A 15,388-nucleotide genomic window follows, 5' to 3' on the forward strand; every position below is an offset into this window, starting at 1 on the left:
TGGCGTCAGCCTGGGAAAGCCGACGCGAGATCGAATTGAGTTCCTGCCGCATCTCTCTCAGTCCAACGACATGCAGCCTGCGTGACTGTGGAGCAACACATTGTGGCGAAAATGCAACGAACCCGGCAATGGTGTCAAGCGATGGCAGCTCAGGCCGTGCGTGAACTGCGATAAACGGAAACGCCGAGTTCTCTAATTTTCTTGCGCAGCGTGTTGCGGTTGAGGCCCAGAAGATCGGCCGCCTTGATCTGGTTGCCGCGGGTCGCGGTCAATGCGGCGAGAATCAGCGGATACTCCATCTCGGTCAGAACCCGATCATAAAGGCCCGGCGGCGGCAGACCGTCGCCGAAACTGGCGAAATAGGTGCGCATGTTTTCTTCTACAGCCTGCGAGATCGTCAGGTTGCCGGGGCGCGCGCCCATCTTGTCGATCGGGCTGTCGGGCACGTCCGCGCGCAACTCCTGGTCGATAATCTCGCGTGAAATTACATCCTGTGGATAAAGCGCCATCAGGCGCCGCACGAGGTTCTCCAGCTCGCGCACATTGCCCGGCCAGGCATAGGACTTCATGATGTCGAGCGCCTCGGTATCGAAGCGCTTGGCATCGAGCCCTTCCTTTTCGCCCTGCTGGATGAAGTGGCGCACGAGGTCGGGAATGTCCTCGGCGCGGTCCCGGAGCGGCGGCAGGCGCAGCGGCACGACGTTCAGGCGATAATACAGATCCTCGCGGAAGAGGCCCTGATTGATCAGCTGCTTCAGATCCTTGTTGGTGGCGGCTACGATGCGCACGTCGGTGCGGATCGGGGTTCGACCACCCACCGTCGTATATTCGCCCTGCTGCAGGACACGCAAGAGACGCGTCTGTGCATCCATCGGCATATCGCCGATTTCGTCGAGGAAGAGTGTTCCGCCTTCGGCCTGCTCGAAGCGGCCGGTCGAGCGGTTCTGCGCGCCGGTAAACGCGCCCTTCTCGTGGCCGAACAGCTCCGATTCGATCAGGTCGCGCGGAATGGCGGCCATGTTGATCGCAACGAAGGGACCATTGCGGCGCTTGCCGTAATCATGCAGCGCACGGGCCACCAGTTCCTTGCCGGTGCCGGACTCACCGGTGATCATCAGCGTCAGGTCCGTCTGCATCAGACGGGCCAGAACGCGGTAGATTTCCTGCATCGCGGCGGACCGGCCAACGAGCGGCATGCCGTCCTGCGTGTCGTCATCCAGCTTGGCGGGCTTGCGCTTCGGTTCGGCCAGCGCCCGACCGATGATGGCGATCAGTTCGGTGAGGTCAAAGGGCTTTGGCAGATAGTCATAGGCGCCCTTTTCCGACGCCTTGATGGCGGTCATGAAGGTGTTCTGGGCGCTCATGACCAGCACCGGCAGTTCCGGCCTCGACTTCTTGATGCGCGGCAGAAGATCGAAGGCGTTCTCATCCGGCATCACCACGTCGGTCACGACAAGGTCACCCTCGCCGGCCGAAATCCAGCGCCACAGGGTGGCGGCATTTGAGGTGATACGCACGTCGTAGCCGGCGCGGGTCAAGGCCTGGTTCAAGACGGTCCGGATGGCCGCGTCGTCGTCGGCGACAAGGATCGTAGCGGTCATGTCAAGCTTCCTGTCGTGGTCATGGACGGCCCTCGTCAAAAGAGCCAGCATCCTTGTGCATGGGCATCAATACGCGAAAAATGGTGCGGCGCGCCTGGCTGTCACATTCAACAATGCCGCCGTGGCCGCCGATGATCTTGGCAACCAGTGCCAGACCGAGGCCGGAACCATTGGTCTTGGTGGTGATGAAGGGATCAAAGAGATGCGGCAGCAGATCGCTCGGCACGCCCGGGCCGTTGTCGATGACGCAGAACTCCAGGGGCAGCGAAATCTTTTCCCGCGTTCCCGCGACTGATAGGCGGATACCGGGACGGTAGGCCGTCGTCAGCATGATTTCGCCGTCCGGCTGGCCGCCGATCGCTTCCGCGGCATTCTTGATCAGGTTCAGGAACACCTGCACGAGCTGGTCGCGGTTGGCATAGACCGGCGGCAGCGACGGATCGTAGTTTTCGAGGATCTTGATATCGCGGCCGAACCCCGCCTTGGCGATCGCCTTCACATGGTCGAGCACCGAGTGAATGTTGAGCGGTACGCGGTCGACCGGGCGTTCATCGGAAAACACTTCCATGCGATCGACCAGCGAGACAATGCGGTCCGTCTCGTCGCAGATCAGCCGCGTCAGCGACCGGTCCTCGTCGGCAACCGAGCTTTCGAGAAGCTGGGCGGCTCCGCGGATGCCGGAAAGAGGGTTCTTGATCTCATGCGCCAGCATGGAGGCAAGGCCGGTGACGGAACGCGCTGCGGCCCGGTGCGTCAGCTGGCGGTCGATCTTGTCGGCCATGGTGCGTTCCTGGAAGACCACCACCACCGAACCGGGCTCGCTGACGACCGGGGCGACATAGAGGTCCACCAGCTTGTCCTGGCCGAGGCGCGGCGACGACAGATCGACGCGGTATTCGTTGACCGGCGCCTTGCGGTCGCGCACCTGATCGATCAGCGCGAGAAGCGGGCTGCCGAAGGGGATGAAGGTCGAGATCTTGTTGCGGGCCAGATGCGACGCACTCGCGCCGAAAAAGGCCTCGGCCTCCCAGTTGGCGAAGGCGATCATCCCCTCCTGGTTGACAAGCACGACCGGGTTCTGAACCGAGTTCAGCACGGCCATGGCGAGCGCGTTCGCGCCCTGATCGACGTGGTTCGGGCTCATGCGGCCTCCTTGCAGGGTTCGCCGGTGGCCTCCGAGAGGGCGCGCTCAAGAAGCTCAAGCACCCGCTCCGGGTTCTTTTCTGTCATCAGTCGCGCCTTTTCCTGCTGGCCGAAACCCGGCGCATTGCGGTCGAGATACCAGCCCACATGTTTGCGGGCATGGCGAAGACCGGCCTCGCGACCGTAAAAGCCGAGCATCATCTCGTAGTGTTCACAGACGACGGCGGCCCGCTCGGCGGCTGCAGGTTCTCGCTGTCCCGCCAGAACGCCGCAATGCCACGGTCGGCCCTGAGCGCCTCTGCCGATCATCACCGCATCGGCGCCCGATCGTGTCAGGATCGTCCGGGCATCGGCGTCCGTTTCCACATCGCCATTGGCGATCAGCGGGATCGAGATCGCCTCCCGCACAGGGCGGATCGCATCCCAATCGGCACGGCCTTCATAAAATTGCATGCGGGTACGCCCATGCACGGTGATCAGCTGCACGCCGGCCTTTTCGGCGCGGGTGGCGATCTCCGGCGCGTTGATGGAGTTCTCATCCCAGCCGAGACGCATCTTGACAGTCACGGGAACCTTGACCGCAGCCACGACGGCTTCAATCAGCGAGAGCGCGTGATCCGGATCGCGCATCAGCGCCGAGCCGGAATAACCGCCCGTCACCTTCTTGGCCGGACATCCCATGTTGATGTCGATGATATCGGCGCCATTCGCTTCGGAAATGCGGGCGGCCTCCGCCATCCAGTGCGCCTCGCGCCCGGCAAGCTGCACCATGTGCGGACGAATGCCCGTGCCCTTCAGGCGCTCCCATGATTCGCCCTTATTGTGCGCCAGCTCGCGGCTCGCTACCATTTCGGTGACAACCAACCCCGCGCCGTAACGCCATGCCAGTTGGCGGAATGGCAGATCGGTCACGCCGGACATGGGCGCCAGCACGATGCGGTTGCGGATATCGACCGACCCGATGGCAAAAGGCGATGCAAGATCGAAGAGACTCAATTGATGATCTTTCGGGCACATGAAATTTCTGCCCTATTTTTATTCAGTGTTTCGGCGTTTGCCAAGGGGTAATCCCAGTCTGCGTTATTTCTAGGCGACATGCTGGAAAAGGTGCTTTTGAGTCTATAGTTCTCGGCTGTCAATTCCTCATGTCAATCAAATCCCTAAGGATGCCCGGATCCTCGCCTGCATGATCATTGGAACAGTCATCGTTGCCGCCGGACGCGGCGAACGCGCCGGAGCGCCGGAAGAGGGACCGAAGCAATATCGCCGGATCGGCGGGCACGCCGTCATCCGCCATACGCTTCACGCCTTCCTGTCCCGGCAGTCCGCGGGACCGATCGTCGTCGTCATCCATCCGGACGACCGGGCGCTCTTTGCAGACGCTTGCGCGGGCCTCGCTGACGTTTCCCGCATCCTGACCACCTTCGGCGGTTCCACCCGCCAGCAATCGGTTCTCGAAGGCCTGCGCCGTCTGGCCGACACCGATGCCACCCATGTGATGATTCACGATGCTGCCCGGCCTTTCGTCGATCACGGCCTTCTGGAGCGTATTGCAGCCGAACTTGCGCGCGGTGAAACCGCAGTGCTTCCGGCACTCCCCGTTACCGACACGCTGAAGCGGGCGGGCTCGGACGCCACCATCGAGACGACGGTCTCGCGGGCCGGACTGTGGGCCGCCCAGACGCCGCAGAGTTTTGTGCTTCCCGCCATCCTCGACGCCCATGAACGGGCAGCGCGTTCGGGGCGCAGCGATTTTACCGACGATGCCTCGATTGCCGAATGGGCCAACATACCCGTTCGGTTAATCGAAGGCTCTCCCGACAACGTGAAACTGACGCTGAGACGAGATATCACCATGGCCGACGAAAAGCTTTCCCGCCACCCTGCCCTGCCCGATGTCCGGACCGGCAACGGCTACGATGTCCACCAGCTGGTCGAAGGCGACGGGGTCACGCTGTGCGGCGTCTTCATCGCCCATGACCAGAAGCTGAGCGGCCATTCGGATGCGGATGTCGCCCTGCATGCGCTGACCGATGCGCTGCTTGCCACCTGCGGCGCGGGCGATATCGGCGATCATTTCCCACCGTCGGATCCGCAATGGAAAGGCGCCGCCTCGCGGATCTTCCTGGCCCACGCGGCCGATATCGTGCGCCAGCACGGTGGCATCATCACCAATGCCGATGTCTCGATCATCGCGGAGGCACCGAAGGTCGGGCCGCATCGACAGGCCATGCGACAGGCCCTGTCGGAGATTCTGGGCATTTCCATCGACCGCTGTTCGATCAAGGCGACCACCAACGAGAAGATCGGCTTTATTGGCCGCAAGGAGGGCATTGCGGCGATTGCGACCGCAACCGTCGTCTATGGGGTGCTGACGCAATGACCGCTTTCGCACCGGATCTCCTTCAGCGCGCAGAACAGGTCATTGCGCGCTACCGCGATCGCGGCTGGATGATTGCCACTGCCGAATCCTGCACCGGCGGACTGATTGCCGGCGCGCTCACCGAAATCGCCGGCTCGTCTTCCGTTGTCGATCGCGGCTTCGTCACCTACAGCAATGCGGCGAAGACGGACCTGCTCGGCGTCATGCCGGCGACACTCGACGCCTACGGCGCCGTTTCGCGCGAAACCGCGCTGCAGATGGTGAAGGGTGCGCTTTGGCGGTCATACGCGAATACTGCGGTCGCCGTGACGGGCATTGCCGGCCCCGGCGGCGGCTCGGCCAACAAACCTGTGGGCCTCGTGCACCTGGCCGCTGCCAGCCGCGACGGCCGGATGATCCACCGGGAGATGCGCTACGGCGATTTGGGGCGAGACGGCGTGCGTCTTGCCACCATCATGACGGCGCTGGAGCTGCTGCTGGACCTCGCTCAGGCGTAGATCTTGTCAGCCCGTGCTTCGAAGGCTTCGGCAAACATGCGGAAGGCGCGGTCGAACATCGAGCCCATCACGGCGCCGAGAATGCGGCTCTTGAACTCGTAATCGATATAGAAATCGACGACGGAACCCTGCGCCGCCGGCTGGAAACGCCAGCGGTTGTCGAGATACTTGAACGGCCCTTCGATGTATTTCACATCGATCACCAGTTCGGCCGGATTGAGCAGAACCTGCGTCGTGAAGGTCTCGCGGATCGCCTTGTATCCCACCGTCATGTCGGCCAAAAGCAGCGTCTTCCCATCCCGCTCCTTGCGCGAGCGCACGCTTAGCGCATCACACAGCGGCAGGAACTGCGGGTACTTCTCCACATCGGCGACAAGCGCGAACATGTCTTCTGCGGAATGCTTAACGGGGCGGTGATTTTCAAACTTCGGCATGGTTTTCAGCTAATGGTCAACAGGATCGTTGGCAAGTGACAGTTGGTCGCTGCCGCCCGCTTTCCCCGAAAGCGCTCGACTGTCCAACTGGGAAGGGCAACTTGTCGCCGCAACCGCAAGAACCAAATTTACTATCCTTCTTCAATCTAGACTTCACATTCATCAAAATCTTGACGCAATAATCCGCCAGTGCAATCAAAGTTGCGAGCGACAATACATTCCTGCGCCAGTCCAGATCCGACATTGTGCAGAATACAGAGCAAGACCCATGGATGATTTTACGCATTTGATGCAGTTACTGGAAGCAGCCCGCCAGCTTGCGGACCTGAACGACCTGCCCGTCCTCGCCTACCTCGTCGGGGTTGCCAAGGAAGAGGCCCGGTCGCACCGTTTTGCGCTGCGCGACAAGAAGAGCGGCCGTATCCGCAAAAGCTGACACAGACACCGCAGACCGATCGCGGGAGATGCCTCACCTCCAGCGCCCTGCCAACCATCCGATCATTCCGCCGCAGCGAGAACCTTTTTCTCACGCGCCGCCTTCAGCCGGGCAAAGTCATCGCCCGCATGATGTGACGAGCGGGTGAGCGGGCTCGACGAGACCATCAGGAAGCCCTTGGTGTAGGCCACCGTCTCGTACGACTTGAACTCTTCCGGCGTGACGAATTTTTCCACTTTGTGGTGCTTGCGGGTCGGCTGCAGATACTGGCCGATCGTCAGGAAATCGACGTCTGCGGTGCGAAGGTCGTCCATCAACTGCAGCACTTCGTTGCGCTCTTCGCCAAGCCCGACCATGATGCCGGACTTGGTGAACATGGTGGGATCCAGTTCCTTGACCCGCTGCAGCAGGCGCACCGAATGGAAATAGCGCGCGCCGGGACGCACCGTCAGGTAATTGCCGGGCACGGTTTCCATATTGTGGTTGAAGACGTCGGGCTTGGCAGCGACGACGCGCTCCAGCGCACCGGGCTTTTTCAGGAAGTCCGGCGTCAGGATCTCGATGGTCGTCGTCGGTGACGCGGCGCGGATCGCCCAGATCACCTTTTCAAAATGTTCCGCGCCACCATCGTCCAGATCGTCACGATCGACCGAGGTGATGACGACGTGGCTCAAGCCCATCTGGCGCACGGCCTTGGCGACGTTTTCCGGCTCGTCCTGGTCCAGCGCGTTCGGCTTGCCGGTCGCGACGTTGCAGAAGGCACAGGCACGCGTACAGATCTCGCCCATGATCATGAACGTCGCGTGCTTCTTGTCCCAGCACTCGCCGATGTTCGGGCAGCCGGCTTCCTCGCACACGGTGACCAGCTTGTGGCTGCGCACCAGTTCGCGGGTTTCCTGATAGCCCTTGGAGGTCGGCGCCTTCACGCGGATCCATTCCGGCTTGCGCATCACCTCGGTATCGGGCCGATGCGCCTTTTCCGGATGGCGGACGCGCTTGGCATCATCCGTCAAGGCGGTGCGATCAAGAATGGTGACCATGATAACCTGCTTTCAAAGCCGCCGGGCAGTGGCGGATTAGCGTCTGACGAGTTTGGCGACAAATAACAGAGCACAGGCGCCAATGAAACCGCTGACCAGCCCGCCCCAGACGCCCGGTTCGACCCAGATGCCGGCCCGCTGCAGAATAGCGCTGGCCAATGCGGCACCGACCACGCCGATGACGATGTTCATGAAGACGCCGAAGCGGAGATCCATCAACATGCCGGCCAGCCATCCGGCCAGTCCGCCGATGATGATCGTGCCGAAGAAACCCAAACCTTCCATGACCGCCCTCCGTTCTGGACACTCATATGGCCCCTTAAGGACCCAATCACAATAAGCGTCTCGCCGTCATGGGGCGGGATCAAAAAGCCCCTCATCCGGCTGCCGCCACCCTCTCTCCGCAGACGGGGAGAAGGGCCGTATGGTACCGCCGCACCGCATGCCTGAACCGCGTCCCCTCTCCCCGCAGGCGGGGAGAGGGTTAGGGGCAAAGCCGCATGGCTCGACCTCAGGCGTTCAGCACCCTGCCATAGGCGTCGAGCACGCTTTCCTTCATCATCTCCGAGAGCGTCGGATGCGGGAAGATCGTGTGCATCAGCTCTTCTTCCGTCGTCTCCAGGTTCATGGCGACGACGAAACCCTGGATGAGTTCGGTCACTTCCGCACCAACCATATGCGCGCCGATCAACTCGCCGGTCTTCTTGTCGAAGATGGTCTTGATCATGCCCTGGTCTTCGCCGAGCGCGATCGCCTTGCCATTGGCGGCAAAGGAATAGCGGCCGACGCGGATATCGCGGCCTTCCGCCTTGGCCTTGGCTTCCGTGAGGCCGACCGAGGCGACCTGCGGGTTGCAATAGGTGCAGCCCGGGATCTTCGCCTTGTCCATCGGGTGAACGCCCGGAACGCCGGCGATCTTTTCGATGCAGATGACACCTTCGTGCTCGGCCTTGTGGGCAAGCATCGGCGGGCCGGCCACGTCGCCGATCGCATAGAGGCCAGGCACGTTCGTCTTGCCGTAGCCGTCGATGACGATGCAGCCGCGGTCGGTCTTCACGCCCAGCGTTTCAAGGCCGAGGTTTTCGATATTGCCCTGCACGCCGACAGCCGAGATCAGACGATCCGCGGTAATCTGCTGCACCTTGCCGTCCTTCGTCTCGACATGCGCGGTGATCGAGTTCGCGCCCTTCTCGACCTTGGAGACCTTGGCTTCGGTGATGATCTTCAGGCCGCGCTTTTCCAGCTGCTTGCGGGCGAAGGTGGAGATTTCCACATCTTCGACCGGCATGATGTTCGCCATCAGTTCGACGACCGTCACGTCGACGCCCATCGAGCGATAGAAGGAGGCGAACTCGATGCCGATGGCACCGGAGCCTATGACGACGATCGACTTCGGCATGAAGTCCGGCTTCATCGCTTCGAAATAGGTCCAGATCAACTTGCCATCCGGCTCGATGCCGGGCAGCGCCCGCGGGCGGGCACCAGTCGCAACGATGATGTGCTTGGCCGTATAGGTCCCCTCGCCCAGCACGCCCTTCGGAACCGGGTTCTGCGGCTGCACCGCCGGCTTGGACGATGCACCGACGACGATCTCGCCGGGCTTGGTGAGCTTTGCTTCGCCCCAGATCACGTCGATCTTGTTCTTCTTCATCAGGAAGGCCACGCCGCCGTTCAGCCGTGCGGAGACACCGCGCGACCGGGCGACGACATCCTTGACGTCCGCCGTCATCGTGCCGTTCAGCGTCAGGCCGTAAGCCTTGGCGTGATTGGCATGATCGAGGATTTCCGCCGAGCGCAACAGCGCCTTCGTCGGGATGCAGCCCCAGTTGAGGCAGATGCCGCCCAGATGCTCGCGCTCCACGATGGCCGTCTTCAGGCCAAGCTGAGCCGCACGGATTGCGGTGACATAACCGCCGGGGCCGGAGCCGATGATGATGACGTCGTAGGATTGAGCCATGGGCGCTTCCACTCCTTCCAGAATTTATCGAACCGGCTCTTCGCCGTCGTTTTTGTTCTTGCCGGGAGTGGAAGCGGCGGACTGGTCAGGCTTCGGCCTGTTCGACCAGCGGCTCCGCCCGCGTCAACATCCCATGTATTTCATCCTTCAGGGCCAGGCGCTGCTTGCGCAGGTTTGCCATGTGGACGTCGTCGCAGGGCTCCAGATCCGTTTCGGCCAGATGGATGCGATGGTTGACGTCCTCGTACTGGCTTGCCAGCCGGTGAAAGTGCCCGTCCGTCTCCCGCAGGTGGCGCATCTGTCCCAGATGCTCCGGAAACTCCTCTGCGAGGTGATGTGGGGTATTCGACATGATCTTCCCTCCGTCTGCTTGACTTCGAGTGTCATGCTACTCTCACCGTTTGCCTGTTCTCCTTGACCCTGATCAATCTTACCTTGTTCTACGGCGTCTCATACACCCAGCATCATGCGCACGATCGGTTCGAGACCGCGGCCGATCGCCCGTGTATTGTCGGCATCCAGATGGATCCCGTCGAGCGGCGACGTCTTGGCCACCGAACCCGCATCGAAGAAACCGCAGCCCGTCTCATCCGCCAGATCCCGGTAGAGGCTGGCCAGCATCGCCGATTCGTCCAGCGCGCCGCGAAACATCGCGGCAAACTGCACGTTCGCCGTCTCGCAGGTTTTCGGCGGCGCGACGATGAGGATATCCGGCCCGTCGAAATCGAACCCCCAGGCATGATGGCGGATCAGTTGCACCAGCCGCTTCATGCCGCTTGCAGCAAGCGTCGCGGAGCCAGCGATGCCCCGCTTCATGTCGTTGGTGCCGAGCATCAGGATCACCAGATCCAGAGGCTTGTGCGTTTCCAGTACGCTCGGCAGCAGTTTCGCGCCGTTTCGGTCGCAGTCGGCCAGATGATCGTCATAGGCTGTGGTGCGACCGTTCAGCCCTTCGGGGATCACCCGCACACCATGACCCAGCGCCTTCTGCAGCACGCTCGTCCAGCGGTTCTCGTATTCATGCCGGCCGAGCGTGACGGGATCATATCCCCAGGTCAGACTGTCACCGAAGGCGAGAATGGATTTCATGTCTTAAGTCACTTCGCCTTCGTGAAATCGTCGAACTTCCGTTCGAGTGCGGCGAGCCGCTCCTCGAAATCACCGATGACGAATTTGGACATCAGACTGTCTGCCGACAGAGCGTTGCGGAAATTCTTCTGCCCCTCCTCCAGCTTGTCCAGCCGTTGATTGACCGCTGCAAACTCCCTGCGGACGTCTGCAAAGCCCTCCTGCGTCTCCCGCCGCATTTCGCGCAGCATCGGCAGGATCATGTCACCGGGTTCCTTGGTCATCGTCATCACCCTCGCTGTCCGTGATTGGCCCTTCATAAATAGGGCCAATCCGACGCAAATTCACGCCTGCATTGCGGCGGACGTGCGCGATTACACCAGCATGCCCATCGGGTTTTCGATATAGCGCTTGAAGGCGCCGAGCAGTTCGGCTCCCAGCGCGCCATCGACGCAGCGGTGGTCGGTGGAGAGCGTGACCGACATGACGTTGACGATCTTCATCTCACCGTTTTTGACCACGACCCGTTCCTCGCCCGAACCGACGGCCAGGATGGTGGCATGCGGCGGGTTGACGACGGCGGCGAAGTTCTTGACGCCCATCATGCCCATGTTGGACACGGCCGTGGTGCCGCCCTGATACTCTTCCGGCTTCAGCTTGCGGTCTTTCGCCCGCTTGCCGAGATCCTTCATCTCGTTGGAGATGGCAGACAGGCTCTTGAGTTCGGCCTTGCGGATGATCGGGGTGATGAGACCGCCCGGGATCGACACGGCCACGCCGACATCGGCGTGCTTGTGCTTCACCATGTTCGCATCCGTCCAGGAGACGTTGGCATCCGGCACATCGCGCAGCGCCAGCGCCATGGCCTTGATCACCATGTCGTTGACCGAGAGCTTGTAGGCCGGTGCGCCATCCTTGCGGGGAGCGGCATCGTTCAGCTGGGCACGCAGGGCCAGCAGCGCATCCAGCTCGCAATCCACGGTGACGTAGAAATGCGGAATGGTCTGCTTCGATTCGACCAAGCGCTTGGCGATCGTCTTGCGCATGCCGTCATGCGGCACGAGCTCGTAGGAACCCGGCTCGAAGAGTTTCAGAACCGCATCTTCGGACATGCCCTTGGCAAGCGTCGGAGCAGCCGGCGGTGTGGCACTGGCCGGCGCCGGGCTTGCGGAGGGAGCAGCCTTGGCGGAACCGCCAGCGGCGGCCTTTTCCACGTCCGCCTTAACCACACGACCCTTCGGACCGGAGCCCGATACCTTGGTGATGTCGATGCCGGCTTCCTTGGCGACCCGGCGGGCGAGCGGCGAGGAAAAGACGCGGTCGCCAGAGGCCGCTGCAGGTGCAGGCGAGGCTGCAGGTGCCGGTTGAGCGGCGGGTGCCGCTTCCGACTTCGAGGGCGCCGGAGCAGCCTCGGCCTTCGGTGCCGGCGCTGCGGAAGCGCCACCGCCGGCAGCAGCGGCGGCCACATCCTCGCCCTCGGCAGCAAGGATCGCGATCAGCGCATTGACCTTGACGGCTTCGGTGCCGGCCGGCACGACGATCTTGGCGACGACGCCTTCATCGACGGCTTCGACTTCCATGGTGGCCTTGTCGGTCTCGATTTCGGCGATCACATCGCCGGACTTGACCGTGTCGCCTTCCTTGACGAGCCACTTGGCGAGATTGCCCTCTTCCATCGTCGGAGAGAGGGCGGGCATGGTGATGTTGATCGGCATGAGCCTGCCCTCCCGTTACTTGTAGCAAACGGCCTTGATGGCCTGGACCACTTCGCCGACATTCGGCAGAGCGAGCTTTTCAAGGTTGGCCGCATAGGGCATCGGCACATCCTTGCCGGCAATCGTCAGCACCGGCGCGTCGAGATAATCGAAGGCTTCGCGCTGCACCGAGTTGGCGATGAAATCGCCGACCGACGACTGCGGGTAGCCTTCCTCGATCGTCACCAGACGGCCGGTCTTCTTGACCGAGGCGATGACGGTCGGAAGATCCATCGGACGCAGCGTGCGCAGGTCGATCAGTTCGACATCAATGCCGGCCTGTTCCAGTTCGGCGACGGCCTTGACCGCATAGGTCATGCCAATGCCCCAGGAAACGAGCGTGACATCCTTGCCGGCGCGGTGAATGCGCGCCTTGCCGATCGGCAGAACGAAATCATCCATCTTCGGCACTTCGAAGGACTGGCCGTAGAGGATTTCGTTTTCCAGGAAGATGACCGGGTTCGGATCGCGGATCGCCGCCTTCAGAAGACCCTTGGCATCGGCTGCCGTGTACGGCTGGATGACCTTGAGGCCCGGAATGTGGCTATACCAGGCGCCGTAATCCTGGCTGTGCTGGGCGGCCACGCGGGCAGCCGCGCCGTTCGGGCCACGGAACACCATCGGAGCGCCCATCTGGCCGCCGGACATGTAAAGCGTCTTGGCGGCCGAGTTGATGATCTGGTCGATCGCCTGCATGGCGAAGTTGAAGGTCATGAACTCGACGATCGGCTTCAGGCCCGCCATCGCAGCGCCGACGCCGACGCCGGCAAAGCCGTGTTCGGTGATCGGGGTATCGATGACGCGATTGGCGCCGAATTCCTGCAGCAGGCCTTGGGTGATCTTGTAGGCGCCCTGGTATTCGGCGACCTCTTCGCCCATGACGAAGACGTCCGCATCGCGGCGCATCTCTTCCGCCATGGCGTCGCGCAGTGCTTCACGCACCGTGGTCATCACCATTTCGGTACCGGCCGGAATATCCGGATCGGCGGCCACTTCGGTCTTCGGCTGAGCCGGAACCTTGTTGTCGGCAGACGAAGCCGGCTCGTCGGCCGCTTCGCGGGCCTTGCCACCCGCCGCATCGGAGGTTGCAGCCGGTGCATCGGCATCGGCCTTCGGCGCGTCTGCCGGTGCGGCAGACATGGCATCGGCGCTTTCGCCTTCCTGTAGCAGGACGGCGATTGGCGTATTGACCTTGACGTTCTCGGTACCGGCGTCGATCAGCAGCTTGCCGATGACGCCTTCGTCCACGGCTTCCACTTCCATGGTTGCCTTGTCGGTTTCGATTTCGGCGATGACGTCGCCGGAGGTGACGGTGTCACCTTCCTTCTTCAGCCACTTGGACAGCGTGCCTTCTTCCATGGTCGGAGAGAGGGCGGGCATGAGGATATTGATCGGCATGAGGTTCCCTCCCCGAAATCAGAGCAGAATGTCGGTGTAGAGCTCGGATACATCCGGCTCCGGATCGTTCTGGGCGAAATCGGCCGAGTCGGCCACGACGTCGCGGACATCCTTGTCGATGGCCTTCAACTCGTCTTCCGACGCCCAGCCCCTTTCCACCAGACGCAGACGCACCTGCTCGATCGGGTCATGTTCGGAGCGCATCTTCTGCACTTCATCCTTGGAGCGGTATTTCGCCGGGTCGGACATGGAGTGGCCGCGATAGCGATAGGTCAGCATTTCGAGGATGATCGGACCCTTGCCGGAGCGGCAATGCTCGACAGCTTCGTCAGCTGCAGCCTTCACGGCGCGCACATCCATGCCATCGACCTGCATGCCCGGAATGCCGAAGGAGGCACCGCGCTGCGAAAAATCCGTCTGGGCGGAGGCGCGCGACACGGCGGTGCCCATGGCGTAGCGGTTGTTCTCGATCACGTAGATGACCGGAAGCTTCCACAGCTGCGCCATATTGAAGCTTTCATAGACCTGGCCCTGGTTGGCCGCGCCATCGCCGAAATAGGCGAGCGAGACATTGTCATTGCCGCGGTACTTGTTGGCAAAGCCGAGACCGGTGCCGAGCGAGACCTGCGCGCCGACGATGCCGTGGCCGCCGTAGAAATGCTTTTCCTTGGAGAACATGTGCATCGAGCCACCCTTCCCCTTGGAAAGACCGCCGCGACGACCGGTAAGCTCCGCCATAACGCCGCGCGCACTCATGCCGCAGGCCAGCATATGACCGTGATCGCGATACCCGGTGATGACCTGATCACCCTCCTTCAGCGCCATCTGCATGCCGACGACGACAGCTTCCTGGCCGATATAGAGGTGACAGAAACCGCCGATGAAGCCCATGCCGTACAACTGGCCGGCCTTTTCTTCGAAGCGGCGGATGAGCAGCATTTCACGATAGGCCTTGAGTTCCTCGGCCTTATCGAAATCAGCGATTGCTCCACCATTGGATTTTGCAGGCTTTGCCGCCGTCTTACGACCGGCTGCCGACGCGGCTTGCTTGGGCGCCATTCATAACCTCCCTGCGAGTTTGTTTGGTTGAAACTACCATAGGCAAGAAAGCAAAGGCCAGCAATGCCATAAATGCATGGCTCACATGATTATTAAGCCCATGAATTTAAAGTAAAAAGCGTTGATTAACTAGATTTCAGTTAATTTAGAAATAGCTGTTGAAGATCACAATCTCGTCGTCACGCGAGACATTGAGCTGATATCGCGCGATTTCGTCCAGCATATCCTTTTCAAGCGAGCCGTCGCTCATCAGCTGAACCTGACGCTCCAGCGCCTCCCGCTTCTTCACCAGCTTGGAAAGCTCGGCATCGCGCTCCAAACGCAGGCGCTCGAATTTCTCCGTTGCGACGAGGCCGAGATCGCCATGCACGGAATGATAGCCGAAATAGGAGACGAAGGCGACAGTGATGGCAGGAAGAACCAGCCGACCGAATTTTCGTTTTTTGTGATGTCTCGTCCACATGCGAGATTGTGCCCTGCAACGCATTACGTCGCTCGACCTTGGCAGAACATGCTTAAGCAATCGTTGATCGGGCGACAAAACCGACTGCCGCTCGGGAATCAAAAATGGCGGCGCCTCGCAGCACCGCCATGTAATCGTTTTAGAAGATGGAGCCA

Annotated in this window: 16 protein-coding genes and 1 pseudogene; 3 read left to right on the forward strand and 14 right to left on the reverse strand. The window is 61.5% G+C overall.

Annotated features, from left to right (window positions below; translation table 11 throughout):
* Nucleotides 1-149 precede the first annotated feature (149 nt).
* Genes ntrC through dusB form a run of 3 tightly spaced genes read right to left on the reverse strand, consistent with a single transcriptional unit; the run spans nucleotide 150 to nucleotide 3,761 of the window.
* On the reverse strand, nucleotides 150-1,601 hold the full coding sequence (gene ntrC, locus G6N78_RS14875; RefSeq protein WP_165219758.1) for a nitrogen regulation protein NR(I): 1,452 nt from the start codon (nucleotides 1,599-1,601) through the stop codon (nucleotides 150-152).
* Nucleotides 1,602-1,620: 19 nt separating this feature from the next.
* A complete protein-coding gene (locus G6N78_RS14880) occupies nucleotides 1,621-2,745 on the reverse strand; it encodes a two-component system sensor histidine kinase NtrB (RefSeq protein WP_165219760.1) in 1,125 nt (374 codons plus the stop codon).
* Entirely contained in the window at nucleotides 2,742-3,761 is a 1,020-nt protein-coding gene (gene dusB, locus G6N78_RS14885) for a tRNA dihydrouridine synthase DusB (RefSeq protein WP_165219762.1), read from the reverse strand. Before dusB ends, G6N78_RS14880 begins: the two co-directional genes overlap by 4 nt.
* Nucleotides 3,762-3,889: 128 nt before the next feature.
* Between dusB and G6N78_RS14890 the strand changes: the two are divergent.
* Together G6N78_RS14890 and G6N78_RS14895 are read left to right on the forward strand one after the other, a co-directional pair.
* Nucleotides 3,890-5,127 (forward strand): annotated as a pseudogene (locus tag G6N78_RS14890) (bifunctional 2-C-methyl-D-erythritol 4-phosphate cytidylyltransferase/2-C-methyl-D-erythritol 2,4-cyclodiphosphate synthase).
* Nucleotides 5,124-5,624: a CinA family protein gene (locus G6N78_RS14895; RefSeq protein WP_165219766.1), complete on the forward strand. Its 501-nt coding sequence runs from the start codon at nucleotides 5,124-5,126 to the stop codon at nucleotides 5,622-5,624. The pseudogene G6N78_RS14890 and the gene G6N78_RS14895 overlap by 4 nt, the downstream one beginning before the upstream one ends.
* Here G6N78_RS14895 and G6N78_RS14900 read toward each other — a convergent pair.
* A complete protein-coding gene (locus G6N78_RS14900) occupies nucleotides 5,615-6,058 on the reverse strand; it encodes a type II toxin-antitoxin system RatA family toxin (protein ID WP_165219768.1) in 444 nt (147 codons plus the stop codon). The genes G6N78_RS14895 and G6N78_RS14900 overlap by 10 nt on opposite strands.
* A gap of 268 nt (nucleotides 6,059-6,326) precedes the next feature.
* Between G6N78_RS14900 and G6N78_RS14905 the strand changes: the two genes are divergently transcribed.
* The gene (locus G6N78_RS14905; RefSeq protein ID WP_165219770.1) at nucleotides 6,327-6,494 is read left to right on the forward strand and encodes a hypothetical protein; all 168 of its coding nucleotides are present in this window, start codon (nucleotides 6,327-6,329) and stop codon (nucleotides 6,492-6,494) included.
* A 62-nt stretch (nucleotides 6,495-6,556) separates the two neighbouring features.
* Here G6N78_RS14905 and lipA read toward each other — a convergent pair whose 3' ends face one another.
* From lipA to G6N78_RS14955, 10 genes are all read right to left on the reverse strand, one after another.
* Nucleotides 6,557-7,534, reverse strand: coding sequence for a lipoyl synthase (lipA, locus tag G6N78_RS14910; RefSeq protein ID WP_165219772.1), 978 nt, complete (start codon nucleotides 7,532-7,534; stop codon nucleotides 6,557-6,559).
* Between the two features lie 36 nt (nucleotides 7,535-7,570).
* Nucleotides 7,571-7,819 carry a GlsB/YeaQ/YmgE family stress response membrane protein gene (locus G6N78_RS14915; protein ID WP_165219774.1) on the reverse strand — a complete coding sequence of 83 codons (249 nt, stop codon included), beginning with the start codon at nucleotides 7,817-7,819 and terminating at the stop codon, nucleotides 7,571-7,573.
* 226 nt (nucleotides 7,820-8,045) lie between these two features.
* On the reverse strand, nucleotides 8,046-9,491 hold the full coding sequence (gene lpdA, locus G6N78_RS14920; RefSeq protein ID WP_165219776.1) for a dihydrolipoyl dehydrogenase: 1,446 nt from the start codon (nucleotides 9,489-9,491) through the stop codon (nucleotides 8,046-8,048).
* Nucleotides 9,492-9,576: 85 nt separating this feature from the next.
* Nucleotides 9,577-9,843, reverse strand: a complete 267-nt coding sequence (locus G6N78_RS14925) for an HP1242/YdcH family protein (RefSeq protein ID WP_165219778.1) — start codon at nucleotides 9,841-9,843, stop codon at nucleotides 9,577-9,579.
* A 98-nt stretch (nucleotides 9,844-9,941) separates the two neighbouring features.
* Nucleotides 9,942-10,580: an SGNH/GDSL hydrolase family protein gene (locus tag G6N78_RS14930; protein ID WP_165219780.1), complete on the reverse strand. Its 639-nt coding sequence runs from the start codon at nucleotides 10,578-10,580 to the stop codon at nucleotides 9,942-9,944.
* A gap of 8 nt (nucleotides 10,581-10,588) precedes the next feature.
* Complete coding sequence (locus tag G6N78_RS14935) at nucleotides 10,589-10,849, reverse strand: hypothetical protein (RefSeq protein ID WP_234905812.1); 261 nt, start codon at nucleotides 10,847-10,849, stop codon at nucleotides 10,589-10,591.
* A gap of 84 nt (nucleotides 10,850-10,933) precedes the next feature.
* Nucleotides 10,934-12,274 carry a pyruvate dehydrogenase complex dihydrolipoamide acetyltransferase gene (locus tag G6N78_RS14940; RefSeq protein WP_165219782.1) on the reverse strand — a complete coding sequence of 447 codons (1,341 nt, stop codon included), beginning with the start codon at nucleotides 12,272-12,274 and terminating at the stop codon, nucleotides 10,934-10,936.
* 15 nt (nucleotides 12,275-12,289) lie between these two features.
* On the reverse strand, nucleotides 12,290-13,711 hold the full coding sequence (locus tag G6N78_RS14945; protein ID WP_165219784.1) for a pyruvate dehydrogenase complex E1 component subunit beta: 1,422 nt from the start codon (nucleotides 13,709-13,711) through the stop codon (nucleotides 12,290-12,292).
* A gap of 18 nt (nucleotides 13,712-13,729) precedes the next feature.
* Nucleotides 13,730-14,770: a pyruvate dehydrogenase (acetyl-transferring) E1 component subunit alpha gene (gene pdhA, locus G6N78_RS14950; RefSeq protein WP_165219786.1), complete on the reverse strand. Its 1,041-nt coding sequence runs from the start codon at nucleotides 14,768-14,770 to the stop codon at nucleotides 13,730-13,732.
* Between the two features lie 145 nt (nucleotides 14,771-14,915).
* Nucleotides 14,916-15,233, reverse strand: a complete 318-nt coding sequence (locus G6N78_RS14955) for an FtsB family cell division protein (RefSeq protein WP_165219788.1) — start codon at nucleotides 15,231-15,233, stop codon at nucleotides 14,916-14,918.
* Between the last annotated feature and the right edge of the window lie 155 nt (nucleotides 15,234-15,388).

The sequence above is a fragment of the Allorhizobium pseudoryzae genome (genome assembly GCF_011046245.1).
Lineage (GTDB): Bacteria > Pseudomonadota > Alphaproteobacteria > Rhizobiales > Rhizobiaceae > Neorhizobium > Neorhizobium pseudoryzae.